Source organism: Clostridium sp. YIM B02551 (genome assembly GCF_022324735.1).
Classification (GTDB): Bacteria; Bacillota; Clostridia; order Clostridiales; family Clostridiaceae; genus Clostridium_T; species Clostridium_T paridis.
Window position 1 is genome coordinate 38168 of the sequence record NZ_JAKGTF010000008.1, and the last position, 26379, is coordinate 64546.

25 protein-coding genes are annotated in these 26379 nt (G+C 30.0%); 21 read left to right on the forward strand and 4 right to left on the reverse strand.

Features of this window, described 5'->3' with window-relative positions; translation table 11 throughout:
* Nucleotide 1: 1 nt before the first annotated feature.
* The 16 genes from L1S47_RS10720 to L1S47_RS10795 all read left to right on the forward strand — a co-directional run bounded on the left by L1S47_RS10720 (nt 2) and on the right by L1S47_RS10795 (nt 18082).
* A complete protein-coding gene (locus tag L1S47_RS10720) occupies nt 2-3196 on the forward strand; it encodes an SNF2 helicase associated domain-containing protein (RefSeq protein ID WP_238883560.1) in 3195 nt (1064 codons plus the stop codon).
* A 192-nt stretch (nt 3197-3388) separates the two neighbouring features.
* Entirely contained in the window at nt 3389-4126 is a 738-nt protein-coding gene (locus L1S47_RS10725) for a hypothetical protein (RefSeq protein ID WP_238883561.1), read from the forward strand.
* Nucleotides 4127-4314: 188 nt separating this feature from the next.
* On the forward strand, nt 4315-6510 hold the full coding sequence (locus tag L1S47_RS10730; protein ID WP_238883562.1) for a DNA topoisomerase III: 2196 nt from the start codon (nt 4315-4317) through the stop codon (nt 6508-6510).
* 141 nt (nt 6511-6651) lie between these two features.
* Nucleotides 6652-7980 (forward strand): helix-turn-helix domain-containing protein, encoded by a 1329-nt coding sequence (locus tag L1S47_RS10735; protein WP_238883563.1) that lies wholly within the window; start codon nt 6652-6654, stop codon nt 7978-7980.
* A gap of 248 nt (nt 7981-8228) precedes the next feature.
* Nucleotides 8229-8372 carry a hypothetical protein gene (locus tag L1S47_RS10740; RefSeq protein WP_238883564.1) on the forward strand — a complete coding sequence of 48 codons (144 nt, stop codon included), beginning with the start codon at nt 8229-8231 and terminating at the stop codon, nt 8370-8372.
* A 93-nt stretch (nt 8373-8465) separates the two neighbouring features.
* On the forward strand, nt 8466-9737 hold the full coding sequence (locus tag L1S47_RS10745; protein WP_238883565.1) for an MFS transporter: 1272 nt from the start codon (nt 8466-8468) through the stop codon (nt 9735-9737).
* 12 nt (nt 9738-9749) lie between these two features.
* Nucleotides 9750-11510 carry a B12-binding domain-containing radical SAM protein gene (locus L1S47_RS10750; RefSeq protein WP_238883566.1) on the forward strand — a complete coding sequence of 587 codons (1761 nt, stop codon included), beginning with the start codon at nt 9750-9752 and terminating at the stop codon, nt 11508-11510.
* Nucleotides 11511-11523: 13 nt separating this feature from the next.
* The gene (locus tag L1S47_RS10755; protein WP_238883567.1) at nt 11524-12792 is read left to right on the forward strand and encodes a pitrilysin family protein; all 1269 of its coding nucleotides are present in this window, start codon (nt 11524-11526) and stop codon (nt 12790-12792) included.
* A gap of 15 nt (nt 12793-12807) precedes the next feature.
* Nucleotides 12808-13377, forward strand: a complete 570-nt coding sequence (locus L1S47_RS10760; protein ID WP_238883568.1) for a hypothetical protein — start codon at nt 12808-12810, stop codon at nt 13375-13377.
* A gap of 239 nt (nt 13378-13616) precedes the next feature.
* The gene (locus L1S47_RS10765; RefSeq protein WP_238883569.1) at nt 13617-13790 is read left to right on the forward strand and encodes a hypothetical protein; all 174 of its coding nucleotides are present in this window, start codon (nt 13617-13619) and stop codon (nt 13788-13790) included.
* Nucleotides 13791-13805: 15 nt separating this feature from the next.
* Complete coding sequence (locus tag L1S47_RS10770) at nt 13806-13979, forward strand: hypothetical protein (RefSeq protein WP_238883570.1); 174 nt, start codon at nt 13806-13808, stop codon at nt 13977-13979.
* 185 nt (nt 13980-14164) lie between these two features.
* Nucleotides 14165-14530: a DUF6483 family protein gene (locus L1S47_RS10775; RefSeq protein WP_238883571.1), complete on the forward strand. Its 366-nt coding sequence runs from the start codon at nt 14165-14167 to the stop codon at nt 14528-14530.
* A gap of 149 nt (nt 14531-14679) precedes the next feature.
* Nucleotides 14680-16005, forward strand: coding sequence for an APC family permease (locus L1S47_RS10780; RefSeq protein WP_238883572.1), 1326 nt, complete (start codon nt 14680-14682; stop codon nt 16003-16005).
* Nucleotides 16006-16113: 108 nt separating this feature from the next.
* Nucleotides 16114-16803, forward strand: coding sequence for an AzlC family ABC transporter permease (locus L1S47_RS10785; protein WP_238883573.1), 690 nt, complete (start codon nt 16114-16116; stop codon nt 16801-16803).
* A complete protein-coding gene (locus L1S47_RS10790; RefSeq protein WP_238883574.1) occupies nt 16800-17099 on the forward strand; it encodes an AzlD domain-containing protein in 300 nt (99 codons plus the stop codon). Before L1S47_RS10785 ends, L1S47_RS10790 begins: the two co-directional genes overlap by 4 nt.
* A gap of 89 nt (nt 17100-17188) precedes the next feature.
* Nucleotides 17189-18082 (forward strand): site-2 protease family protein, encoded by an 894-nt coding sequence (locus L1S47_RS10795; RefSeq protein WP_238883575.1) that lies wholly within the window; start codon nt 17189-17191, stop codon nt 18080-18082.
* A 50-nt stretch (nt 18083-18132) separates the two neighbouring features.
* On the opposite strand, the gene L1S47_RS10800 is transcribed toward L1S47_RS10795, so the two are convergent.
* On the reverse strand, nt 18133-19008 hold the full coding sequence (locus L1S47_RS10800; RefSeq protein ID WP_238883576.1) for a GNAT family N-acetyltransferase: 876 nt from the start codon (nt 19006-19008) through the stop codon (nt 18133-18135).
* Between the two features lie 133 nt (nt 19009-19141).
* On the opposite strand from L1S47_RS10800, the gene L1S47_RS10805 reads away from it, so the two are divergent.
* The 3 genes from L1S47_RS10805 to L1S47_RS10815 all read left to right on the forward strand — a co-directional run bounded on the left by L1S47_RS10805 (nt 19142) and on the right by L1S47_RS10815 (nt 21422).
* A complete protein-coding gene (locus L1S47_RS10805) occupies nt 19142-19948 on the forward strand; it encodes an amino acid ABC transporter substrate-binding protein (protein ID WP_238883577.1) in 807 nt (268 codons plus the stop codon).
* Between the two features lie 71 nt (nt 19949-20019).
* Nucleotides 20020-20661, forward strand: coding sequence for an amino acid ABC transporter permease (locus L1S47_RS10810; RefSeq protein WP_202766738.1), 642 nt, complete (start codon nt 20020-20022; stop codon nt 20659-20661).
* Nucleotides 20662-20669: 8 nt separating this feature from the next.
* Entirely contained in the window at nt 20670-21422 is a 753-nt protein-coding gene (locus tag L1S47_RS10815) for an amino acid ABC transporter ATP-binding protein (RefSeq protein WP_373689067.1), read from the forward strand.
* A gap of 161 nt (nt 21423-21583) precedes the next feature.
* Here L1S47_RS10815 and L1S47_RS10820 read toward each other — a convergent pair whose 3' ends face one another.
* Nucleotides 21584-22819 (reverse strand): MFS transporter, encoded by a 1236-nt coding sequence (locus tag L1S47_RS10820; protein WP_238883578.1) that lies wholly within the window; start codon nt 22817-22819, stop codon nt 21584-21586.
* A gap of 154 nt (nt 22820-22973) precedes the next feature.
* Nucleotides 22974-23447: a MarR family transcriptional regulator gene (locus tag L1S47_RS10825; RefSeq protein WP_238883579.1), complete on the reverse strand. Its 474-nt coding sequence runs from the start codon at nt 23445-23447 to the stop codon at nt 22974-22976.
* A 156-nt stretch (nt 23448-23603) separates the two neighbouring features.
* Between L1S47_RS10825 and L1S47_RS10830 the strand changes: the two genes are divergently transcribed.
* On the forward strand, nt 23604-24557 hold the full coding sequence (locus L1S47_RS10830) for a 1,4-dihydroxy-2-naphthoate polyprenyltransferase (RefSeq protein WP_238883580.1): 954 nt from the start codon (nt 23604-23606) through the stop codon (nt 24555-24557).
* 69 nt (nt 24558-24626) lie between these two features.
* On the opposite strand, the gene L1S47_RS10835 is transcribed toward L1S47_RS10830, so the two are convergent.
* Nucleotides 24627-25616: a ubiquitin-like domain-containing protein gene (locus L1S47_RS10835; protein ID WP_238883581.1), complete on the reverse strand. Its 990-nt coding sequence runs from the start codon at nt 25614-25616 to the stop codon at nt 24627-24629.
* 463 nt (nt 25617-26079) lie between these two features.
* On the opposite strand from L1S47_RS10835, the gene L1S47_RS10840 reads away from it, so the two are divergent.
* Nucleotides 26080-26250, forward strand: coding sequence for a zinc-ribbon domain-containing protein (locus L1S47_RS10840; RefSeq protein ID WP_202766744.1), 171 nt, complete (start codon nt 26080-26082; stop codon nt 26248-26250).
* Nucleotides 26251-26379 lie beyond the last annotated feature (129 nt).

Sequence of the window (26379 nt, forward strand, 5' to 3'; positions counted from 1 at the left end):
AATGAATATAAAAAGTGCACTTTATGAAGTGTTAGATAGATGTTCAGATATAGATATTTCAAAAGCTAAAAATGTTTATAATCAAGGCTGCATATTAAGCGGAGAATACAAACAAAATGAAGGGCTTTACATAATAAAAGGTGATGTATTATCTCAAGATCTTATTAATACCTATTATAGTTCAGTGATAATAAGTGAAAAAAATGCTGAACTTGAGCAAACTTATTGTAGTTGTGAAGATTATGAAAAGAGTTCAGTGAGAAGAGTAAATTATAGATGTAAGCATATTAATGCTCTGCTATTATATCTGTTAAATCAAGATCAAGAAACAGTAAAGACTTCAGAAATCCACAGTTCAAAAAGAATAGAAGATGAAGAAAAGATGCTAATGGATTTCTTTAAGATGCAGAGACAAGGATTATATAAGCAAAAAATAATGCTTGAAACATATATAGAAATTGAAGGATGGTATTTTAATATACATTTCAAAATAGGAAATAACAAGCTGTATGTTGTAAAAGGTTTAAGAGAATTTCTAGAGGCATATAGAAGCAAAGGTGTTGTTGAATTCGGTAAAGAATTTGTTTTCCAAGGAAATAAGCATACTTTTAGTAAGGAAGATAAAAATCTTATAAAATATTTAATTACACAAATGGCCATGGAGGATTTTTTAAGAGGAAGCTTCTCTTTGTATAACAAAAGTATAATCAAAGGTAAGGCCATGACTCTACCTATAGATAAGCTTAGAGAAACCCTATCCCTTATGGGAAATCATAAAATATTTCTTAAGATAGGATTTGAAGATATAGGAGAAGTGAAAGTTGTAAAAGAAAACTTACCTATTAGCTATAGCATAAGAGAAGAGGGAAACCATATATTTCTTACACAAAAAGAAGGATATATTGCGCTAAATAAAACCAAGGATGTATTTTTAAATGAATCTAAGGTTTACTTGCCGTCAGAAGAACAAGTAGAAGTGTATGGAAGTATATATGAGAAATTAGGGAAAGAAAAGGTTATTAACAGTAAGTTTAAGAATCAAGTACTAGGTAATTTACTTCCCATAATAGAACGCGTAACTTCAGATATAAGTTTAGACAGAAATATGAGAGAGAGTTTTATTAATGAACCACTTAAGGTTGATTTCTATTTAGATAGAGAAAAAGATATAACAATGGAAACACTATTTAGATATGGTGAAGTAATAATAAATCCTTTAGATGAGCCAGAAGATTTTGGTGACAAATTTATAACTAGGGAATCTGATAAAGAAAAAGAAATTCTAGATGTAATTGAGATGCTTAACTTTTCTATAGGAGCAAGAAAGTTTGTACTTAAAGGTGGGGAAGCAGGGGAGTTCTATTTTTTAAGAGACGGAGTTCAGAAGCTTATAACATTAGGAAATATATATTATTCAGATAGAGTTAAAAAAGAAAAAGTAGTAAAAGAAATTAAGATAAATGCGTTAATGAGAGAAGAAAGAGATTATTTTACATTCCAATATGATATAGATGAACTTTCTCCAGAGGATGCGAGAGATATTATATACTCAATAAATAGGAATAAAAAATATCATAAGATAAAAGGAGGAGCTTTTATTGATTTGGATAATGAAGAATTGAAAAAGCTTCATAGATTTATTGAGAGTATAACCCTTGGAGATGAAATAGAGAGTGAGATAAATATACCTAAAAATAAGGCATTGGTAATTGATTCTCTGGCTAATGAAGAAAGAACAACATTTATAAATGGATTAGAATGCATAGATGAAATGAAGAAAAGAATTCATTCTCTAGAGAACTTTAAAGTTGATGTACCTAAAGAGTTGAATGGCGAATTAAGAGAGTATCAAAAAATAGGGTATAGTTGGATGAAGTCCTTAGACTACCTAGGGTTTGGTGGAATATTAGGGGATGAAATGGGGCTTGGAAAAACTCTTCAAGCTATCACATTTATATTATCTAATAAAGGCAAAAAGACTCTTATAGTAGCGCCAACTTCTTTAGTTTATAATTGGCTAGAAGAATTTAATAAATTTGCACCTTCCTTAAAGGTGGAGGTTATGGCTGGAACTCAAACTCAAAGAAATAAAACAATCAGCAAGTTAGATGAAATAGATGTTTTGATAACTTCATATGGAGTATTAAAAAGAGATGAAGAATTATATAAAAAGGTTTCTTTAGATTATTTGATAATTGATGAGGCTCAGAATATTAAAAATTCCTCATCACAAAATGCAGAAATAGTTAAAAACTTAAATGCAGCAAGACGATTTGCGCTAACGGGTACCCCAATAGAAAACTCTTTGGTTGAGTTATGGTCGATATTTGACTTCATAATGCCAGGATATTTATATGGTGAAAAGAAATTTAAAAGAATATTTGAAAAGCAGGAAGAGGGTATAAATAATCTATCTTTATTTATAAAACCATTTATTTTAAGAAGGTTAAAAAGGGATGTAATATTAGAATTGCCTGATAAGATAGAAAAAAATATTTTAATAGATATGGAAAGAAAACAAGAGAAAATATATAAAGCATATGCTGATTATGCTAAGGAAAGAATTAGAGAGGAACTTAGCAAATCAGGAGTTAATATTAAAGTATTAGCCTATCTTACAAAATTAAGACAGTTATCCCTAGATCCTGCATTAGTTGTGGATAACTATAGTGAGCAAAGCGGAAAGCTGGGGGCATTTTTAGAAATCCTTAATCAAAGTATAGAGGAAGGGCATAAAGTCCTGGTTTTTTCACAATTTACAACTATGTTAAAGAGAATAAGTGAATTGTTGAAATTAAACAAAATAGAACATTTTTATTTAGATGGGGCTACAAAGGCTCAAGATAGAATTAAAATGGTTAATTCATTTAACGTGGATGAAACTAAAGTCTTTTTAATATCATTAAAGGCAGGAGGGACTGGACTTAACCTAACTGGAGCAGATGTGGTTATTCATTTCGATCCATGGTGGAATCCTGCAGTAGAAGATCAAGCAACAGATAGAGCTCATAGATTTGGACAAAAAAATGTAGTAGAAGTAATAAAGCTTATAGCAAAAGGCTCTGTAGAAGAAAAGATTATAAAGCTACAAGAAAGTAAGAAAGAATTGATTAACATGGTTTTAGAAAATGGGTTAGATTCAGGAGAAATATTAAAGGGCTTAAAAGAAGAAGAATTACTAAAACTGTTTGGTTAGTTATTTAATATGATGACTATAAATGGAGTACTGAATTATATATTCAATACTCCATTTTTGCGTGAACTATAGAAATAATCCTTAAGAAAACAAGAAGTATATAACAATATATTAGAAATGATATAATTTTTGACAGTTATGGGTACTGAAGGTAAAATAAGTGTAGAGATTCAATAAAGTAGAGGTATAAAAATGAGTAAAAGAATAATGGCTGGTATAATAGCGGGAATATTAATGCTAGGGATTGCAGGATGCTCAAATAAGAGTAAAGGTTATGATAAAGCGAAGACAGAGGACACATCAGCAAAAGCAGAGAATGCAGCTGATGGACAAGGGCAAAAGACATCACAGAAACAATTAGACAGACAAGATATTTCGGAAATAATAAAAACCAAGGAAGATTTATACAAATTTACAAGGGACCATATCGATAAATTTAAACAGATATTTTCCAAATATAATGTATCAAGTAACATGGATACAAGTGCCGAGTTTCATCCAGATAAAAGAGATGCATCTTTTGGAGAAATTGATATGGTTATGACTAATAAAGTAGAAATAAATGATGGCGCACAGAATAAATATGAAAATATTAATTTCAATATGGGAGCAAGTTCAGAGACTAAAAAGGGTGCATTCGCACTTGAAGTATTGGTGACAGTTCCGATAGATAGAGTGTTTAAATTAGAAGAATATCAGATGCTAAAAGATATGATATTAGCAATGTATGATGAAAAGTATGACTTTAAGAAGAATGACTTAGATAAATGGGTGAATGACACAATAGAAGCCGAAGAGCAAAGTCCTCTAGGGGGAAAGTTCAGATCAAATGGTTTTTTCACAGAGCATGTAGGAGTATTTTTTGATAAGGCTGGAGGAACAATGAATATAGCATATACAATATCAAAAGTAGAAATTCCAGTGCAGTAGTATATATAGTATTAAATTGAGGTAGTATATTAGAATTTAAGCAATAATATTTAATTGTATATAATTTTTAGGAATCTTCTTATATTAAAATAAATATAAGAAGATTTCTTTTATTTAATTAGTGTATAATAAAATGAGTTTTTAAAAATCTCTTATTTAAAGAAGAGATAAGTGAAAGGAAATAATATATGAGTAAAATATTAGTTTTAGCAGAAAAACCTTCTGTTGGGAGAGAACTTGCTAGAGTTTTAAGATGCAGTAAAAAGGGAAATGGTTATATAGAAGGTGATAAATATATAGTAACTTGGGCCTTAGGTCATTTAGTTACATTAGCAGATCCAGAAGCTTATGATGATAAATATAAGGCTTGGAAGTTAGAAGATTTACCTATGCTTCCAAAACATTTAAAGCTTGTAGTTATAAAACAAAGTGGAAAACAATTTAATGCTGTAAAAGAGCAGTTAAATAGAAAAGACGTCAATGAGATTGTTATAGCTACTGATGCAGGAAGAGAAGGAGAACTAGTTGCTAGATGGATTATCGAAAAGGCAAGGGTGAATAAACCTACTAAGAGACTTTGGATTTCATCTCAAACAGATAAAGCTATATTAGATGGTTTTAGAAATCTTAAACCATCATCTCAATATGATAATTTATATAAGGCAGCCCAGTGTAGGTCAGAGGCTGATTGGGTTGTAGGATTAAATGTAACTAGAGCTCTTACTTGTAAGCATAATGCACAGCTTACAGCAGGAAGAGTGCAATCAGCAACTCTTGCTATGATAGTAAATCGTGAAGAAGAAATAAAGAACTTTAAACCAAAGGATTATTATGTAATTAATGCAAAAGCTAAAGGTTTTACCCTAAGTTATAGAGATAAAAATAATAATAGTAATATCTTCGATTTAGATAGAGTAAATAAAATCCTTGGGGCAACAAAAGGTAAAGAAGCTAATGTGGTAGACGTTAGTGAAAGTGCTAAGAAACAATTCGCACCAGCTCTTTATGATTTAACAGAGCTTCAAAGAGATGGAAATAGAATATATGGATATTCGGCAAAACAAACTCTATCAATAATGCAAAGATTATATGAAAACTATAAGATATTAACTTATCCAAGAACTGATTCAAGATATATTTCTAGCGATATAGTAGCAACACTGCCAGATAGATTAAAGTCTATATCTATAGGAAATTATAGAGCATTAGCAACAGAGATATTAAAAGGAAAGATAAATGCGCATAAAGGCTTTGTTGATGATAGCAAGGTTAGTGATCACCATGCTATTATTCCAACTGAAGAAAAAGTTAATATAGGCCTTTTAAGTAGTGAAGAAAGACATATTTATGAATTAGTAGTAAAGAGATTCTTATCTGTAATGCTTCCGCCTTATGAGTATATTCAAACAACAATAGTTTCTGATATAAATGGAGAGACTTTCATAGCAAAAGGAAATGTTATAAAATCTAAGGGCTGGAAAAAGGTATATGATAGAGCAGACGACTTATCAGAGGATGAAGATGAAAGAGATAGTCAAGAGTTACCTTGCTTAAAGAAGGGTGACAAAATAAATATATTATCAGTAGAAAGTAAAAAACAACAAACTAAACCTCCAGCAAGATTTAATGAAGGTACATTACTTTCAGCAATGGAAAAACCTCAAAAGTATGTAACTATAGATAAAGCACATGCTAAAACTCTTGGTGAAACTGGTGGAATAGGTACTGTTGCAACTAGAGCTGATATTATAGAAAAGCTATATAATATGTTCTATATAGAAAAGAATGGAAAAGAAATAATACCAACATCAAAAGGTAAGCAACTTATAGAATTAGTTCCAGCAGAACTAAAATCTCCATTATTAACAGCAGAATGGGAAATGGAGTTAGAACTTATAAGTAAAGGTAAGAAAAACCCTAATGATTTTATAGATAGAATGAGAAAGTATGCTGCAGAACTAGTTGATGATGTAAAAGGCAGTAGTGATAAATTTAGACATGATAACCTTACAGGAAAGAAATGTCCTGAGTGTGGTAAATACATGCTTGAAGTTAAAGGCAAGCATGGAGTTATGAATGTTTGTCAAGATAGAGAGTGCGGGCATAGAGAGAATGTAAGTAAATTTACTAATGCTAGATGCCCAGAATGTCATAAGAGATTAGAACTTAGAGGACAGGGTGAAGGACAGATTTATGTGTGTGCAAGTGCTACTTGTAACTTTAGAGAAAAAGCATCTGTATTTAGTAAAAGATTTGATAATAAAGATCATAAAAACAGTAAAAGAGATGTTCAAAATTATATGAAGAAAATGAAAAAAGAAGCAGAGGAAGTAGTTAATAATCCATTTGGAGACTTAATGGCATTGTTTAATAAGGAAAAATAAAATTCTAGAAGCCAGTAATGTGAACATACATTACTGGCTTTTATAATAATTTATGAAAAATTATATTGAATATAACAAAGGTAAATGATAATCTTTTACTTAAGGGGTTTTAATTTACCAATATAAAGAGGTGCTTAGATAATGAATCTTGAAATAGTAACACCGGGAATGAAATTAAAAGAGTTAAGAGAAAAACTCGGGATAAAGCAGCATGAATTGGCTGGCAATCAGATTACGCGTAATCTGATTAGTATGATGGAAAATGATAAGGCGAGTATAACGGAACCAACAGCAAAAATACTTTCGGAAAATATTAATCATATTTGTAAGAATAAAAAAATTGATTTTAATGTGTTGCCGGATTTTTTCGAGGATACAGTAGAAAAACAATTGGAACTTGTTTTTCAGGAGTTTATTTTAAAGATTACAAACGAGGAAAGTGATTTCATAAAAGAAAATTATGAACAATATATCTTAAAAATGGAGGACTTGCTAATACGGTTTAATGACAAGTTCAAAAAATATTCTTTATATAAGCTGTTAGGAGATAAATATTATGAAAGTAATGATTATGAAGCAGCGTATACTTACTATATAAAAGCATATGAAAATAGCTATAGTTTGCTTTCGAAAGAAGAATATTGTAGGCTACTTTTAACATTAAGTAATTGTTGTATAAGATTAAAAAGATATGATGAAAGTATTTACAACAATAATTTAGCAATTGCTAATAAAGATAGTATATCAAAAGAATTAGCTTATAATATTATGTTTAACAGCTTGTTGAGCTATAAAAATATGAACAACCGTGAAAAGGTGTTAAGTGAGCTCTCCGTGTTAGAAAAGAACTTTTCGGATGAAATAAACAAAAGTATTAAGAGAAAATTTGAGTGCATGACTATACATGGTAATTGCCTTAGAGAGCTTAATAAATTTAATGAAGCTATAAAAAAATATAAACAATTACTAGATCTATTAGATTTAAATGCCTTGGAGTTTCAAATGGTTACGTTATGTAATTTGCTAGAAACCTATATAAATATTAATGATAGAAAAAATATAAAAATGTATTTGAATAAATCATTAGGGTTGATGAAAAGATATGAGGAGTTATCCCATAGACCTTATTCAGAGTATATATATTATGATATTGGAATAGCAGCGAGAAGGGCTGGAGATGACGATATAGCGATAAAATATCTTGATAAAGGCATAAAATATAGTAGGGTTTCTAAAAATGATCAGATATTATTAAATTCTTTTGAGGAACTATTGGAAGTTTATATTAATATGGAAATAACTGAGGAAATTGATGAATTAAAAAATCAATTTTTAGAAGTTATGTCTTTGGATTTATTGAATTTGGAATGTATATTAACATTGAAATTTATAAAATACTATAATTCAATAAAAGATTTTGATACGATAAACCAAATAACTGAATTTGTTTTAAGTTTAAAAACGAGGTGATTAATCACCTCGTTTTTTTATTACAGAGAAACATGCAGTAAACAAATATTATTTACATAAAAAAATGTCGATATTTAAGAAACTTGATAGAAAAGAAGGGTAAAGATTAGATTAATAAGTAAAAATGAAAAATGGTTTATTTAAAATAGTAAAGAAAATATCTTTACTATTTTTTTACAGATTGTTATAATAAGGTAAAGAAAAAAACTTTACCAAAAATATAGATGATTTAGTAGGGAGAAATGAGTATGAAAAAAGTATTGAGAACTAGATTTTTAATTATTGGATTAATAATTATTTCATCATTGAATGTATTTAGTACATTCAGTAGTTATGAACTTAAGGAAGTTAATAATGCACAAGGATTGTCTATAGATCCATTTCCTCGTTAATTGTACCAAATAAAAAAATAAGCTCTGAGATTCAATTTTCACATTTTAGATAAGTGAAAATATAAATCTAAAAATACGCAAGGAGGAGCAACTTTGGAAGAGGGAAAAGTTATAAAAAACAATAAAAAGAATTTGATAAATATAGAACTGATAAAGGATAAAAATTACTTAAAGCAAATGCTAGGAACTGCAATATCTAGATTTGGTGACGGTATAGATACAATAGCGTTTGCGTGGATAGTCTACAAGTTTACTGGATCAACTGTACTAGTAGCAACGCTATTTGCATTTAATGGATTGCCAAATATTATTTTTGGAGTAGCATCAGGGGTTATATCAAACTATTATTCAAAGAAATTCATAGTTGCAATCTGTGACTTAGGTCGTGCGGTGTGTACAATTCTAATTGCATTTCTCTTTATAACTCAAAGAATTGAAGTTTGGCACTTGTATGTAATAACATTTTTAAATTCAACCTTTGAAGCATGTAGAGGGCCTGCAGCAACCACAATTGTTCCATTAATTTTGAAAAATGACAATTTAGAGCAAGGGGTAGCTTTAAATGCATCAAGTAGTAAAGCTGCAGAGTTAATAGGATTAGCGGTGGCTCCTATAATTATAGCTACTTTAAACGTAGAAGCAGCAATTATTATCGATGCAATTACATTCGTACTATGTGGAATGCTTATGTTTAGTCTGAATATCTCAGAAAAAATTGCTCGGGAAAAATTAACCGGAGGTTCATATAAAAGAGATTTGAAAGAAGGATTTTCATATCTCTTAAAGGATAAACTTGTATTAAATATATGTGTTTTTGGGGCACTTATAAATGCATTAATTGTACCATATAATGCACTTCAAGCTCCATTTGTAGAAAGAGTGTTATTAAAGGGTCCAGAAGCAATGTCATTTATGAATGTACCACTAATATTAGCGATGACAATTGGCGTTATATTTGTTCCCAAAGTAAAATCTAAGCTAGGTGGAAGAATGATATTTATATCTGGTGGTGTAATTTTAGGAGTAAATTACTGTCTATTAGTTCTCAATAAAATGTTAAATGCAAACATTATAGAAATAGTATTAAGCATCGAAACATTTTTAATGGGCTTAGGGATAATATTTATTAATTTCCCTATTCAAATTGCAATGTATAAGAAGGTTCAGAAAGAGTATTTAACTAGGGTGTCGGCTATTTTTAACGCAATAGTACTATCAGCAATACCAATAACATCGTGTGTTGTGGGAATGATTTCGAACTATATTGGGGTAGGGGAGATATTCATACTATTCGGAGGTTTAACAATTGTTATTTTCAGCCTACAATACTTAAATGGTCAAATAACAAAATTAAATGAAATATAAGAGGGGAAAGATATGAAAAATATTACATTAATCAATTCTTATAATGAAATGGTTAAAAAAAATAATTTTTCAAATGGATTATTTAGTCTTGCTACAATATTAAAAAGAGACGGATACAACGTACAAATAATAGATTTTGATTATCTAATTACTATAGGAAAAGTTAGAAATAGTGGTGATTTTAAAAAGGATACTACCGAAATGCTAAAGTATATTATTGAGACTAATCCTGATATAGTTGGGTTTTACACTATGTGTAGTTCTTATTACTTAACTTTGGAGATAGCAAAGGAACTCAAAAATATTGATTGTAATATTAAGGTTATGTTAGGTGGTCCGCAAGCAACCATGACTGCAGTAGAAACATTGCAAACTTACAATTGGATTGATGTAATTGGCTTAGGGGAAGGTGAAAAGACAATAACGAATATAGTCAAGACGCTATTTAGTAATAAACAATTTAGTAATGAAAATGGAATAGCATATGTAGGGATAGATGGTAAAGTTGTCGTAAATAAAATGGACTTAATTGAAAATCTTGATGAACTACCATTAATCGATTATAGCTTTCTTGAAGGAGAAATAGATAAAGCTATTTCATTAGATGTAGGTAGAGGTTGTCCGTTTAGCTGTAAATACTGTTCTACTAAAATGTTTTGGAAGAGAAGATTTAGATTAAAAAGTACAAATAGAATTATAGACGAAATGATATATCATAAGAAGATATTCGGTATAGATAATTTTATATTTCAACATGATTTATTTACTGCTAACAAGAAAATGCTAATTGAATTTTGTGATAAGGTTATTGACTTAGGGTTAAAATTCCAATGGACCTGCAGCTCAAGAGTAGATACGTTAGATGAAGAAAGTATAGCTAAAATGAAAAAAGCAGGATGCAGAAGTATTTTCTTGGGGATAGAAAGTGGTTCTGAAAAAATACAAAAAGTAATCAATAAAAACCTGAAAATAGATAAAGTATATGAGGTAGTTAGACTGCTAAAAAAATATAACATAATAGTCAGAGCTTCTTTTATGTATGGGTTTCCAGAGGAAACTCTGGAGGATATAGAGTTGACTCTTAAGTTGATTTTTGATTTAAGGATGATGCAAGTAGAAGATACACAGCTTCACTTATTTACAGTCCTACCAGGAACTGAATACTATAATCAGTTAAAAGAAAGATTAATATTTACAAATAAATTATCAGATAGTTCATTTACTAAATATATCAATACTAATATTGAAAAAAGTATTTTAAATAATACAGCAATATTCTCTCAATATTTTGATTTTAGTACTCAAACTAGGACTGAAAGTGAATATTTAGATATATATGTATACTCTATATCTAAAACACTAATGAAGTATATGAGTACAACATATAGAATGCTATATAGTATATTTGGTAGTCACTATAAGGTATTTAGAAATTTAAAAATAGCTAACATGGAGAAGTTTGAAATGCTAAGCAGAGATAAGAATCATCTAAGGATCGATCCTAATAGTGAAATAGAATGCGTTGAAAATTTAATAAATGATATAGACTATTCGGAATACAAAGGTAGATTGGTACAGGTATTTGCATTTGAAAGAGATATTATAGAATTTATGTATTTTAGTAAAAAACCAAAAGTTGAAAAGAGCTATGAGTATGATGTATACGATTATAAAAAAAATACAAATAGTCTTGAAACTATTAGTTTAAATCAAATACATGTGTTGTTCACAAGGATAGATGGAAATAAAATAAATATAAAAAAAATTAGTTAAAGGAGTAGGTGTCTTGTACGAGGTATTGTCATTTTGTTTAAGTAATGGTCTAAATGTAGTTATGCATAAGATTCCCAAGACAAATATAATGTCATGCGGTATATGGATTAAGCAAGGCAGCAAGTATGAAGATGATGAGACAAATGGAATATCACATTTAATAGAACATTTAGTGGTATCATCATCAAATACTAATAATGATAAATATAGAGAAATTATGAATGAGATAACCTTTAATGGAGTTGAGTATAACGCAACAACAACAAAGGAACATACACACTACTATTTTACCGGGATAAATACCATGTTACCAACTTGTCTAGATGCACTAGCGAACATTGTGTTATATAACTCAGATATTAGTAGTGAAAAGTTTGAACTGGAAAAAAAGATAGTATTAAATGAGGCTAGCAATTTTTATTCATCATTTAATCAAATAACAGAGAGGACAAGCCAAGCTTTATGGGGGAATTTAGATGTAGGAAGAATAATAGTGGGATCATCTAAGTGCATAAATGATATCACGTTAGATAGGGTTAAAGAAGTAATTCATGAAAGTTATACTCCTGAAAACTCAACGCTAGTTATTATTGGTGATATAGATTACGATGATGTATTAGATCTAATTGAGAAAAAGTTTGGATGTTGGGAAGATATAGAAACTAGAAAGTATAGTGAACTAATAAACTCTGAATCAAGTATTTATATAAATAGTGATAACAAAGGTATAAATACAGCCTTCTCTATAGGTTTTAGGTTGAATGATACTCATAGTGAAACAAATTCAACTGTTGATATAATTTCAACCATATTAGGCTATTCGGGTTTAGAGTCAAGAATAGTGAATGAAGTAAGAATAAAAAGAGGTTTAGCATATAGTCTTAATTCATTTACATCTATATATAGCAAAAGAGGAAATCTAGCATTTGCAGGGATATGCGGTAACTCAAACGTCGAACAAGTAATGGAATTAATATTAAATGAAATCAGAAAAGCTAAGACAGAAGGATTTACTGAAAGTGAAATTAGTAAAGCAAAAAATATACTTAAAACAAGAGCAATAATTAGTATGAATGACTTAACTAAACATATAAGATTTTTAGCAAATAATGCGATAAATAATAAAGTTTTTTCATTAGAAAATGAGATAAGAAAAATTAATAAATGTACTGATTTTATGATTAATGATGCTATGAATGATATATTTATTAATGATAACATTGGAATGGCAGTAATTGGAAGATTTAACTCAGATAAGGTTGTTGAAATATTAAAAATATAGTAAGGAGGAATAGTTATGGGAGAGGTTCAAACAATATATAATTTTGACTTAATAACTGAGTGCGATGATGTAACAGGAGAATGTGATAATACTATAAAAAATACTGAAATTATATTAGCATTATCTACTAGACCAAGTACAATTAGAGATCTATCTTACGATTTAAAAATTTCACCTCATATTATTCAACTTGCAATAAATAGAATGATAAAAAAAGAAGTAGTAAAGCTTAAGGAAAATAGAATTGTAGAGGGTAGATTGGAAAAGGTATATGAATTAACTACCAACAATATACGCGTGCACAATCAAGGAAATGATACTAATATCAATAAAAATAGAGCTAAGGTTACTGCAATGAATTTCTCTAATTTAGCCACAAGGATTATTGATAATATATCTAATAATGAAAGCAAACCGAATGATGTAAGAGCAATGTTTATCAAGGTGGCTCCTGAAAAAATAGTTGAATTTAAATCAGAATTAGAAATTCTATGCAATAAGTTTGCTTCGATGGAAGAACTGGATGAGGACGAAATGTATGGATTTATTACTCTATTAGGGCCTTACTCAATAGATCAAAAATAGAAAAAGCAATTATATGATATTGAAAAATGAGATTAAGTGCATGTTATTTTCTAACTAAGTATTTTTAGCTTTTCGGAGCTTGAAATAATATGAAGCTGTATGAAATAGCCATTGATTATAGGTGTTAGGAGGTGATGAGAATAAGTACTCTTAATAGAGGACAAATGATTAAAAGATTTGAATTTACTTAAGAGGTATAAATTATTATTGAAATTAAATATGAAAAGGGGAGAATGGGAATGAGTAATGAGAATAAAAAAGAAATAAAAATATCATTGGAGGACATAGAAGTAGTTGACGGAAAGGTGGTAATTACATCACCAGAGATCGTAGAGAAAATAGAGGGTATGAATATTACTGGAGATTCAATTGACGGAGAAGAAGGCTCAAATGTATTAGTAGTTTGGTTTTAGAAGGGGGAAATAAAAATGAGTAATGAAAACAAAAAAGAAATAAAGATAGCATTAGAAGATATAGATATAATTGATGGGAAAGTAGTAATTACATCACCAGAGATTGTAGAGAAAATAGAAGGTATGAATATTACTGGAGATTCAATTGACGGTGAAGAAGGCTCAAACGTATTAGTAGTTTGGTTTTAGTATAAGAAAAATATAAGATTAAGTATTTGTACTGATAAAGATGATTTTTATATTTAATATAAGATCATCTTTTTGCACTATATAATACAAAATTTTACATATTAATTTGGTTAATGTACAATAAGATATAAGGAGATATGGAAAATATTAAAAGATATATAGCTCAGCAAGGAGTGAATTTATAGATGTATGAAAATGACTATATCATGAAAATGATAAAAGCAGCTATGCAGGTAATAAAGGCTATAGTTAAAGGGAGAGATGCTATAGAAAGTAGTATTGATGCAAAAAGTGATGATATTATAATTGGAGAGGATCAACTTCTTGAAATTATGGTTAATAAATATGTAAGTGAAGGGGATATTAATAAGGCTGAAAATCTTATATTTGAAGCATTAGAGTCACGTAAATCCTCTAGAAACTTAGAGACAGCACTATCCTTTTATGATGAGATTAGCAAATGGGATGAGGAGAAACTCATTAAATATAATTTTTCTAAAGAAGAGATTTTAGACGGATTAAATATAGTAAGAAAAATGTTTGATAAATAGCAGGAACAAATAGTTTCTGCTATTTGCACTATATGAGTATAATTCCAGTTGACAGATAATAACCCTGCTAATACAATAAATTTATTATGTAAGCATATAATCCAAAAATATCAGAATAAATTCTTTACAGCAAAGGAGAACTTAAATTTATGCAAACTGAAAATAATGTTGAAAAAAGCCTGAAAAAGCAAATTGGGTTATTTGAAGCTATAACAATGGTAATAGGCGTAGTTATAGGATCAGGTATTTTTTTTAAAGCCTCAGTAGTGTTTAGCAATGCTAAAACTCCTTTTCTAGGAATATTAGCATGGGTAGTAGGAGGAATTATTACTATAGCATCTGCACTTACAATAGCAGAAATTGCGGCAGCTATTCCTAAGACCGGTGGTGTATTTGTTTACCTAAAAGAATTATATGGAGAGAAATGGGCTTTTTTATATGGATGGGTGCAAACTCTTGTATACACACCTAGTATAGTGGCGGCATTATCAATAGTTTTTGTAACTCAAGCAACATACTTTATCCCAATGACAGGAACTGAGCAAAAAATATTGGCAATAGTCATCATTTTATTTATCTTCTTTGTAAATATCTTATCAACAAAACTAGGAAGTAAAGTACAGGCAGTTTCTACAGTAGCCAAGCTTATACCTATATTAGTAATTATAATTTTTGGATTGATTAATGGAGGAGCTCATAGTTTTGGAACCCCTGCAGCAAGTGCAGGTACAGTTGCTGCCACAGGTTTTGGAGCAGCTATGTTAGGAACCCTTTGGGCTTATGACGGATGGGTTGGAGTAGGAAACATGGCTGGAGAGCTTAAAAATCCTAAGAGAGATTTACCGAGATCAATCATTTTAGGATTGCTTGTTACAATAGTTGTTTATATTACTATTAATATTGCGATATTAAACATACTCCCTTTATCAAAAATTATGGCATCTGATAAAGTTGCTTCTGATGCAGCGGTAGTCTTGTTTGGGAATTCAGGAGCTGCACTTATAGCAATAGGTATAATGATTTCAATATTTGGTGCTCTAAATGGATATTTATTAACAGGCGTTAGAATTCCTTTTGCTATGGCAAAGGATAATCTATTACCTTTTTCTAAAACAATAGGTAAGGTTCATGATAAGTTTGAGACACCATTAAATACCTTTATTTTAGAAGTTGTGCTTGCAATACTTTATGTACTAAGCGGGTCATTTAATACATTAACCAATTTAGCAGTGTTTGTTGTTTGGATATTCTTTGTAATGGCAGTAGCAGGAATTTTTATATTAAGAACTAAACATAAAGACTTAGAAAGACCATATAAAGTACCTCTTTACCCTATAATTCCGATTATAGGAATAGTAGGTGGAATATATATATTAGTAAATACATTATTTACTGATACAAAGAATGCAATTTTTGGAATAGTTATAACTTTAATAGGAATTCCAGTGTACATATACTTAAAGAAGAAATCATAAAAATAAGAGCTTAAATGCTCTTATTTTTATTTGAGGAAGAAATAACTTAAGTAGTATAATTTTTATAAACATATTTAGGCAGTAGGCAAGAACTTGAAAGGAGAAAAAATGGGGCAAAACAAAAAATGGGATCATTTTAATCAAGGAATAAAAGCGGGGGTACCAATAGCATTGGGTTATATTCCAATAGCTATAACATTCGGGGCATTAGCAAAACAAGCAGCATTACCAACCTATGACATCTTAGTTATGAGTGCGTGGATGTATACTGGGGCTGGACAATTCATGGCAGTATCAATGTTTGCTTCAGGGGTAGGAGCAATGGAGATAATAATTGCTACAGGTATGTTAACATTAAGACATATTGTAATGGAATTAACTTTCCATAATAGATATAAAAAGTTAACATTTCCGTGGAGGTTTGGCTTGTCATTGGGTATTACAGATGAGAGTTTTGCAGTCATATCTATGAAAAAAGATAAATCTCAAGAATATATGGCAGCACTTATGTTTACAGCTTATAGTTCATGGTTTTTCGGGACATTAATAGGTTGTATATCAGCATCGATAATCCCTACTTGGTTAAGCAGAAGTATGGAAATTGGACTCTATGCACTATTTATATCACTTCTTATTCCAGCTTTATCAAAAAAATCAAAGCTTGGCCTTATAACAATAACAAGCATGGCTTTAAATTGGTTGATGAGTCAGTATATTAATAAAGGATGGGCAATTATTATTTCAATAATATTAGGTGCATCATTAGGAATATGGTTAATAGGAGATGAAGAGATATGAGGTATTTATTAGTGATACTTATTATGGGAGTAATAAGTCAGCTTTCAAGAATTACTCCATTATTTATAACTAGCAATTTTAAGTTTTCTAAAAGAGTTAATAAATTTCTTAGTGCAGTACCTTATGCAGCTTTGGGAGTAATGATTTTTCCAGGAATTTTATCTGTAGGGAAGTATCCAATAGTTGGACTTGCAGGAGGAGTAACTGCAGTTATACTCACATATTTAAAGGTAAACATTATAGTAATAATTGCAGCATCAGTAGCAGTTGTCGCAGCATTAAATTCATTTGTATAATTTAAGTAAATATAACTGAACTTTATTATTTATATTTGGTGTATTATAATTAACATATATTTTCCAGAAATCTCACTTAAGGGGGAGTCATGTATAAATTAAATGAAAGGCCAATAGAAACTTCGGAAAATAGCTATGATGCTATAGAGATAAATAAATATCATAAAACTGATTTGTTAAAAGATACAGAGGATAAAAGTAAAGATTTAATAAATAAATCTAAAAGTAATAAGGGAAAGTTAGGTATTGTAGGTATTATATTAGCTATATTAGTTAAAGCTAAAGGTTTGTTACTCTTAATTCTTTCAAAGTTTAAAATACTAATGTTGGTTTTTAAGCTTGGAAACTTTACGGCAACTCTATTATCAATGCTTTTCATGTTTATTATTTATGGAAAAGTTTATGGTATTGCATTTGGAGTAGGTTTTGTTTTGTTATTATTTTTTCATGAAATGGGACATTTTATAATGGCAAAAAGATTGGGTGTTGATGTTTCTCTTCCCCTATTCATTCCATTTGTAGGCGCTTTTATTAGATTAAAAGAGCAACCTAAAAATGTTGAAGAAGAAGCGAAAATAGCCATTGCAGGACCTCTTTTTGGAAGCTTTATAGCTTTTATATGTCTAGGGTTTTATTTAGTTACTAAAAATGATTTCTTATTGGCATTAAGTTATGCAGGTTGTTTTATTAATTTATTTAACCTTATTCCTATATATCCACTAGATGGAGGAAGGGTTGCATCTGCAATATCACCATTTTTGTGGTTTTTAGGTATTCCTATAGCGATAATTGCTATATTTGTAAGCTTCAATCCTGTCATGCTGCTAATTTTATTATTAGGTATAATTCAATTGGTTAATAGGAAAAAAAATAATAATAATTTATATTATGACTTAGAACCTTATGAACGAGTTGTTTTTGCAATAGAATATTTCGGATTAATTCTGCTTTTAGGAATAACTATTTCATTTATAAGTAAATAAGAGCCAAAAAATGATAGAGATCAAAGGCTGATTTCTATCATTTTTACATTTTATACTATCCATCCTCTTAGTAGGAATCTGTTACTACTTTCTTTGCTAAAACCTTCGTAATCTTTTAGCACAAAGCGTATATTTCCACGCATTAGTTCAAATTTGTTATTTACTAGAAAGGTAATAAAATCTGTATATTTGCTATTAACTCTAAAAGTTACTCCGTCATTTGGTAATATATCAATTAAATTATTTATGAGAGAAATGAAAATTTCATTTTTATTATCACAGTTATCTACTAATCCCCACATATCTCCTAGTTGATTTTTATTATAAGTTATAAACCCTAATACCTTATCTCCTTCTTGGTAGTAGCATAGATACCCCCCATTATTTAAAGAATTTTGAATTTCACAAGTAAAATCGTAGCTTTCATTTCGGGTTAGAGTAGAGATTTTACTAATTATATCATTGAAATCTGAAGAATTAGTTTTTAAGGAAGTTACAGTTAATCCAGATTTGGCCAAAGTATCTGGGGTTCTTAGTACTAATGTGGGAAGAGTTAGAGTAAACCCTTTTTTTATATACAGAGATAGTGCAGAAGGATTGTCAGCAAGAGCTTCAAGCCCAATTATTTTACAATTTTTATTTTTAAGATACTCCATGGCTTTATCTAGAAGTTTTGAACCAATCCCTTTTCCGTATAGATTATTAGCTACTCCCAGTGGTCCAATATATCCTGTGTCACCTAAAGCTCTACAAAAAACAAAGCCTAATAGTTTGTTGTTCTCTATAGCCATGAAAGCTCCCTCTTTACAATCTCTAAGCATTGATAAGCCCATTTCCTTTGATCTGGGGACATCTCTATTGAAAGTTGTATAATCTAAATTTATAAATTCATCTAGATAGTCTAAAGTTAAAATCTTAATTTCCATAAGGTACCTCCTAAAAATGGTATATAAAATAGTTTATATTAATTGATATTATATTACAAAAATATATTGACATGTCCCCTTTAATGCTTTAGAATGATAAAGTAATAAAGTGATATTTAAGGGGGACAAATATATGAAAAAGAAAATTGCAGTGGTATTAAGTTTAGCTATGCTAGCTACAACATTTATAGCGTGTGGAAAGAAGTCAGATAAAACTGATTTAGCAAAAATAAAAGATAAGGGCGAAATGGTAGTTGGATTAGATGATACATTCGTACCAATGGGATTCAAAGATGATAATGGGGATATTAATGGTTTTGACGTTGATTTAGCAAAAGCTGTTGGGGAAAAACTAGGAGTAAAAGTTAAATTTCAACCAATAGATTGGACAATGAAAGAAAGCGAACTTAATGGTGGAAAAATAGATGTAATATGGAATGGATATTCTATAACAGATGAAAGAAAAGAAAAAGTTGCATTTTCTAAACCATATTTAGAAAATAATCAAGTTATTATAACACTAGCCAATTCACCTATCAAAACTAAAGCAGATTTAAAAGGAAAAAATGTAGCAGCTCAAAATGGTTCAAGTGCAGTAGATGCAGTTGAGAAGGAAACAGATTTGGTTAAAACATTTAAGGGCGGAAAACTTGTAACTTTTGAAACTAATAATGACGCATTAATGGATTTAGAGGCTGGAAGAGTGGATGCAGTTGTTGGAGATGAAATCTTAATAAGATATTATACTAATCAAAGAGGGGAATCTAAATATAAAGTTTTAGATGATAATTTTGGAACTGAAGAGTATGGTATAGGATTTAGAAAAGACGATAAAGAATTCTTATCAGCAGTACAAAAGGCTTTAGATGAATTAAAAGCAGATGGAACTTCAAAGAAAATTTCAGAAAAGTGGTTTGGTAAGGATATAGTAAAGTCTTAAGGTGAAACTAGTAGAACTAAGACTTTGTAGTAAAGTAATCTTTAAATAAGTAATACAGGAGTGAATTTAACATGGATTATGTGACAAGCTTATTACCTTCATTAATGGAAGGGCTTTTAGAAACATTAAAAATATTTGCAGTGACTTTGGCTCTTTCATTACCATTGGGAGTAATAGTTGCACTGGGAAGATTATCAAAAATAAAAATAATAAATACTATAGCTCAAGTATATATATGGATTATGAGAGGTACTCCATTACTTTTGCAAATAATATTTATATTCTTTGGATTACCAATTATAAATGTAACTATAGATAGATTCCCAGCAGCAATATTAGCCTTTGTATTAAATTATGGCGCTTATTTTGGAGAAATATTTAGAGCGGGAATAGAGTCCATTGATAAAGGCCAATATGAGGCTTCAGAAGTTTTAGGCATGTCAAATTCACAAACATTTTTTAGAATAGTACTTCCTCAGATGATAAAAAGAGTATTACCGCCAGTTTCAAATGAAGTAATTACTTTAGTTAAGGATACAGCATTAGTATATGTTGTAGGCTTGGATGAATTATTGAGATTTGCTAAAATAGCATCTAATAGGGATGCATCACTGATACCTTTAGTTGTAGTAGCAGTATTTTATTTATTGCTAACAGCAATTCTTACTAAAGTATTCCAGAGTTTAGAGAAGAAATATTCTTATTATTCATAGGAGGATAAATTATGAGTTTAGTAGTAAAGGAATTAAATAAATCCTTCAAGGGGAAAAAGGTTCTTAATAATGTAAGCTTCGAAGTTAAGCAAGGAGAAATTGTTGCACTATTAGGGCAATCTGGTGCAGGAAAAACTACAGTTTTAAGGTGTATAAATGGGCTTGAAAAGGCTGATGGGGGAAGTATCGAAGTAGATGGAAACTTCCTATTTAAGAAAGAAGATAGAAAAATAGTATATTCATCCGGAGAAGAAATGAAAAATGTTAGAAGAAGTTTAGGATTAGTATTTCAAAACTTTAATTTATTTCCTCATATGTCTGTTATGGAGAATATAATAGAGGCCCCAGTTAACGTCTATAAAGTTCCAAAGGAAGAAGCAAAGGAAAAAGCTAGAGACTTACTTAAACAAGTAGGTTTAGAAGAGAAAGAAGATTCATATCCATTTGAGCTTTCAGGTGGACAAAAGCAAAGAGTAGCTATAGCAAGAGCTTGTGCATTGAATCCTAAAATAATGTGCTTCGATGAACCTACTTCAGCTTTAGATCCAGAGTTAACTGAAGGAATAGCAACAGCTATTGAAGGTTTAGCTAAAACTGGAATGGGGGTATTAATAATTACTCACGACATGGCATTTGCTAAGAGAGTTTCAGATAGAGTTCTTTTTATGGAAAATGGAGATATTATTGAAGAAGGTACAGTAGAAGAGATATTTAATAATCCTAAAAATGAACGTACTAAGAGTTTTCTTGGTAATAGCTAAGTATCCTATCAACACTTTTCTTTAACAGCTAATATGGATATAAATGATTTGGTATATAGTATCTAAAGAAACTTGAATCACTTTAGGTCATAGATAAATAGGGTTTCAGAACTTGTCCCTAAGTTCTGAAACCCTATTATTATATGTTAGAGCAGGTAGTATTAAATACTTATATTCGTAACCTTGTACAGAATTGGTATTGCAAGTGCGATAAGAATCATACCCATAAAAGCTGGTGCAGTATGACCAAGTGATACATAGATTTGACCTCCAATGACAGGTCCAATTATTCTTGCTAAAGATTGTATAGATTGGCTGCCACCTTGAACTCTTCCTTGTTCACTAGAATCTACAGATTTAGATACCATTCCATTGAATGAAGGTCCATAGATTGAATCACCAAAACCAAATATAAACATTCCCGCTATAAGAAGAGGATAGAAGGAGAACAAAGCAGATGTTGCAATAAGACCGTAGCCTACAATCTCTGAAGCCATTCCAAGAATTGCAATTTGTATATCACTAAGTTTCATCAAAAGTTTTGGCATAATTAATCCTTGTGAAATGATGTCTTGTACACCCATTATTGAAAATATAAGACCAATCAAAACAGGCTGCCAGTTGAATGTATCTATTGTAAATTGTGTAAAGACTGCCTGCAAAGATCCGCTTGGAATCCAAAGTAAGAACCCAGAGATAAGCAGTCTCTTTAAGCTTTTCATGGAAAGTACGTTCATAAGCTGGGAAAATGGATTCAGTCTTGCAAGTTCGATATTTTCTAGTCTATTTTTCTTATCGAGGCTCTCAGGCATAAAGAAGAATCCATAAACTACATTAAATAAAGTTATTATTGCTCCAAAATACATAGGTACAGAATAACCAAACTTGGCAAGTAATCCACCTAGAGTAGGCCCCATAACGGTACCAACACCTACAACAGCACTTATCCACCCAAAGTATTTGGTTCGCTGTTCTCTAGGAGTGATATCAGCGAAATATGCAAATATAGTGCTTATGGTTCCGCCAGTTACACCATCAATTATTCGACCTATAAATAGTACCCACAGTGCTCCACCTATGCCAAAAACTAAATACCCAATAGCAGAACCTAAAAGGCATACTAATAGTATTGGACGACGGCCATATCTATCACTTAAAGCTCCAAGACCAGGAGCAGAAAAGAACACGCAAACGGCATAAACAGACATCAGTAGCGTAACAACTATAGCTTGATCTGACGGATTGCTTATATAAGGCTTTACTAAGAATGGTACAACAGGATTTATAATACTAAATCCTATTCCGCATAGAAATACGGATATAAGACCAAAGATTAAGGCTTTTTTATCTATTGTTTGTTCGGTAATTTGTTCATCATGTGATTTTAATTTAGACATTTGAAATCTCCTTTCAATAGTTATATTTTTGTTTCCCAGTCAACAAAAACATCATAACATCGTTTTGTTTCCTTGTCAACAAAAAATTACAAGAAAAATGCAGCCCATTCTCAATAGAGTTAGGCTGCCGATGGTTTTGTTTCTAGTATTTAATTTATTCCGACTTAATATGTAAGCCCTGTTTTTCTATTTCTGCATCTAAATGTTTAGAGTATTTTTCTATGAAGTTAAGCATACTGTCAAATTGTTCCTCAGTAACTTGATCAAATACGGCTTTGTCTCTCTCTTCAAACTCTTTGTGAAGCTTCTCGTGGACTTTGTAAATTTCTTGTCCTTGTTTAGTAAGCCTAAAATAAATTTCTTTCTTATTATCTGGCTTCTGATAGCTTTCAATGACGCCCTTTTGCATGAGTTTTTTGGTCATTTTGCTTATGGCCCCCCTAGTCATATAAGAGGACTCTGCAAGTTTTGTTACGTTAGAATCTATATTTCCCCCAATACTTTCGATGCAATGTATTTCAGAAGGCTTATAACCATCAAAACTTTTTTCCATCTTGCACTTATTAAGCCAAGCCATCTTGTTGAATAAATCCCTAAATTTAATTTTGACCTGTTCTTCTTTGTTCATGAACTGTATCCTCCCACCTATTGGTGTATTAACAATATTATATTTAAATTTTGTTTCTTTAGCAACAATACTAAAATAATTATTTTGGTAAAATTTGATTTGAAAAATATCAATTCTATATTTTATAATTAATGAGAAATGGAGTGAAGATAACAAATGAATATCAAAAGTTTTCTTAAACTAGCAGAAATACAGACAAAAGTAGCAAGTGTGGTTCCTTTATTATTAGGATCACTTATAGCAATATATAGATATAACAGTTTTAATATAATTAACTTCATAGTTATGTTTGTATCTTTGTTATGTATAGATATGGCCACTACTGTAATAAATAATTATATAGACTACAAAAGAGCTATAAAGAAACATGGATATGGTTATGAGGAGCATAATGCAATTGTAAGATATAGTATAAAAGAAAGCCATGTAGCTTTCATAATAGGAAGTTTACTTATTATCGCATTAGGCTTTGGGGTAATTTTGTATTTAAGAACGAATATAATTGTTTTACTATTAGGAGCACTTTCTTTTTTTATAGGAATAACTTATTCCTTTGGACCAATACCTATATCAAGGACTCCATTAGGAGAACTTTTATCAGGAACCTTTATGGGAGGAATAATACTATTTATAGCAATTTACATACATATTGTAGATCAAAATATAATTAATATTGCCGTACTAGAGAGAACTGTTAATATATCCTTTGATTTTAAGGAAATAATAATAATAATTTTACTATCCATACCTACCATCTCGGGTATTGCAAATATTATGCTCGCTAATAATATTTGTGATAGAGAAGATGATATAGAAAATAGAAGATATACCTTACCAGTTTACGTTGGGAATAAGTTAGCTTTAAAGATTTTTAAGTGGATTTACTATATAGCATTTCTAGATTTAGTAGCATTGATTATTATAAGAGTTGAACCAGTACTTTCTATATTGTCATTACTAACCTTTTTTATTGTTAATAGAAACATTAGAATATTTGAAGCAGAGCATATAAAAAACAAAACTTTTGTATTGTCAGTAAAGAACTTTCTTATAATAAACGGGGTAAGGGTATTAGTTTATGGAGTAAGTGTCTTAGTTTTTAAACTTTAGTTTTTAGAATAATAAATATGAAAAAAAGATAGCTTAAGAAGCTATCTTTTTTTCATATACTCTGTTTGGCTAATCTAAGATATATACATTGATGTTTTTCACAGCCCAATTAAGAGCTTCGCCCTTTGTATTAAAGAAAACATCAATGGTATTTCCCTTAACACCAGAACCAGAGTCTGCAGCGATTGCAAATCCATAACCTGGGATATACATTTTTGTACCAAATGATATAACAGACGGATCTACTGCTACAGTACTATAACCTTCACTATTTCTTACAGCCTTTCTCCCGCTAGCTGTATAAGTGCTTCCAACTCCATTAACTGCCCAATAGGCTGTTGTCCTACAGTAAATCTTTTTAGAGAAGGACATAGGCTCTCCACCTCTGGAAACAGCTACGGCACTTTGTGTACCTTGAACAACAACCTCATTTACTGGTTCAGTAACAACTTTTTCATTAATTGCTTCTCTGGAAATTTCTTTCCCATCTTCATATAAAACTTTATAGGTAACTTCTTTCTTACCTTTTACTCCTGATTGAGTGGTTTTCTTGAAGATGTTTAGCAAGTTATTATCTGACTTAACAATTGTTGTGTAGTTTGTTGCTACAGTTTCAGTTATAGTTTTTGAGTCTACACGTGTTATTTTTATCTTCATTCCATCTGATAATTCAGATGTTTTTTCTGGTTGTACTTTATCATCTTTTCCTAGAGATATTCCTTCTGATTCAAGCATATTAGATATGTCATCTTCGGCAGAAAGCACAGAAATATCCTTGCCATCAACTGTTACAATTAAGTTCATAGCTCTTATAACGGTTATTTTATCTGTTTTCTGAAGCTTTGAATCGAGAGCAGGCTCAACCCTATCTTTTTTCCCTAAAGTGATACCTTCATCATCTAGGACTTTTTCAACTGTATTTTCGTAAGTAGTTATGGTTTTGTTTTCATTACCCACAACTAAAGTAATATTCTTTTGCTTTGAATGTATTAGTACGACTAAAATTATAATTAATAGTAAAGATGCTAGTATAGCTACAGTTTTTTTGTTAATATTCATTAGGGCCTTGATCTTTAAAAGGGCCTTTTCTTTAATACTAATGAAAATCTCCTCCTTTTGCTATGCTATATCAAAATGATAGCGGTTTTTCACTGGCTTGTCAAATTTGACAGAAAACCAAGGTGTAATTAGTATATAATGGAATTTTTTAAATGGAAATAATTAAAGTTATAATAATTTTTACGATTATTAAGGAAATGATAATACAATAAAGGAAAAAATATAAAATTGAATATAAATAAGAAAAATATGGGATAAGTGAATAAAAAGAATAGATTTGAATATAATAATAGTGAACAGTGATGAAGTGAATGCGCTTTTAGTGGTTGCATAAAAACCTTCATCATGCTAAAATATAATAGCCAAGGTAAATAAAAGATTTAAATACTTATTCATCATTTCTTCTTTTAAGAACAGGATGTAAATGTGTTTAAGATCTTGATATTAAAAGGAGGAATTTGAAATGGCTGATAAGACTATTTTATGTAAGGACTGTGGAAAAGAATTCATCTTCACTGAAGGAGAACAAGAATTCTACAAAGAAAAAGGATTTGAAAATGATCCAGTAAGATGTCCAGAGTGCAGAAAAGCTAGAAAAGCTCAAAGCAACAACAATAGAAACTTCAGAAGATAGTAATTTTTAGCCCTATAAGAAGTACTCTTATAGGGCTTTTTATTGAGTGTAAACAATATATTAATAAAAATGTAGAAGATTGTTTATATTATGTATATACAATCAACATAAAGAAGAAGGATGGAAATT

Coding starts and splice junctions, on each gene's coding strand:
- L1S47_RS10840 (WP_202766744.1), top strand. CDS start 26,080: ATGGCTGATAAGACTATTTTATGTAAGGACTGTGGAAAAGAATTCATC.
- L1S47_RS10740 (WP_238883564.1), top strand. CDS start 8,229: ATGAAAAAAGTATTGAGAACTAGATTTTTAATTATTGGATTAATAATT.
- L1S47_RS10720 (WP_238883560.1), top strand. CDS start 2: ATGAATATAAAAAGTGCACTTTATGAAGTGTTAGATAGATGTTCAGAT.
- L1S47_RS10805 (WP_238883577.1), top strand. CDS start 19,142: ATGAAAAAGAAAATTGCAGTGGTATTAAGTTTAGCTATGCTAGCTACA.
- L1S47_RS10825 (WP_238883579.1), bottom strand. CDS start 23,447: ATGAACAAAGAAGAACAGGTCAAAATTAAATTTAGGGATTTATTCAAC.
- L1S47_RS10830 (WP_238883580.1), top strand. CDS start 23,604: ATGAATATCAAAAGTTTTCTTAAACTAGCAGAAATACAGACAAAAGTA.
- L1S47_RS10770 (WP_238883570.1), top strand. CDS start 13,806: ATGAGTAATGAAAACAAAAAAGAAATAAAGATAGCATTAGAAGATATA.
- L1S47_RS10785 (WP_238883573.1), top strand. CDS start 16,114: ATGGGGCAAAACAAAAAATGGGATCATTTTAATCAAGGAATAAAAGCG.
- L1S47_RS10735 (WP_238883563.1), top strand. CDS start 6,652: ATGAATCTTGAAATAGTAACACCGGGAATGAAATTAAAAGAGTTAAGA.
- L1S47_RS10765 (WP_238883569.1), top strand. CDS start 13,617: ATGAGTAATGAGAATAAAAAAGAAATAAAAATATCATTGGAGGACATA.
- L1S47_RS10730 (WP_238883562.1), top strand. CDS start 4,315: ATGAGTAAAATATTAGTTTTAGCAGAAAAACCTTCTGTTGGGAGAGAA.
- L1S47_RS10800 (WP_238883576.1), bottom strand. CDS start 19,008: ATGGAAATTAAGATTTTAACTTTAGACTATCTAGATGAATTTATAAAT.
- L1S47_RS10810 (WP_202766738.1), top strand. CDS start 20,020: ATGGATTATGTGACAAGCTTATTACCTTCATTAATGGAAGGGCTTTTA.
- L1S47_RS10790 (WP_238883574.1), top strand. CDS start 16,800: ATGAGGTATTTATTAGTGATACTTATTATGGGAGTAATAAGTCAGCTT.
- L1S47_RS10820 (WP_238883578.1), bottom strand. CDS start 22,819: ATGTCTAAATTAAAATCACATGATGAACAAATTACCGAACAAACAATA.
- L1S47_RS10795 (WP_238883575.1), top strand. CDS start 17,189: ATGTATAAATTAAATGAAAGGCCAATAGAAACTTCGGAAAATAGCTAT.
- L1S47_RS10760 (WP_238883568.1), top strand. CDS start 12,808: ATGGGAGAGGTTCAAACAATATATAATTTTGACTTAATAACTGAGTGC.
- L1S47_RS10725 (WP_238883561.1), top strand. CDS start 3,389: ATGAGTAAAAGAATAATGGCTGGTATAATAGCGGGAATATTAATGCTA.
- L1S47_RS10750 (WP_238883566.1), top strand. CDS start 9,750: ATGAAAAATATTACATTAATCAATTCTTATAATGAAATGGTTAAAAAA.
- L1S47_RS10775 (WP_238883571.1), top strand. CDS start 14,165: ATGTATGAAAATGACTATATCATGAAAATGATAAAAGCAGCTATGCAG.
- L1S47_RS10780 (WP_238883572.1), top strand. CDS start 14,680: ATGCAAACTGAAAATAATGTTGAAAAAAGCCTGAAAAAGCAAATTGGG.
- L1S47_RS10835 (WP_238883581.1), bottom strand. CDS start 25,616: ATGAATATTAACAAAAAAACTGTAGCTATACTAGCATCTTTACTATTA.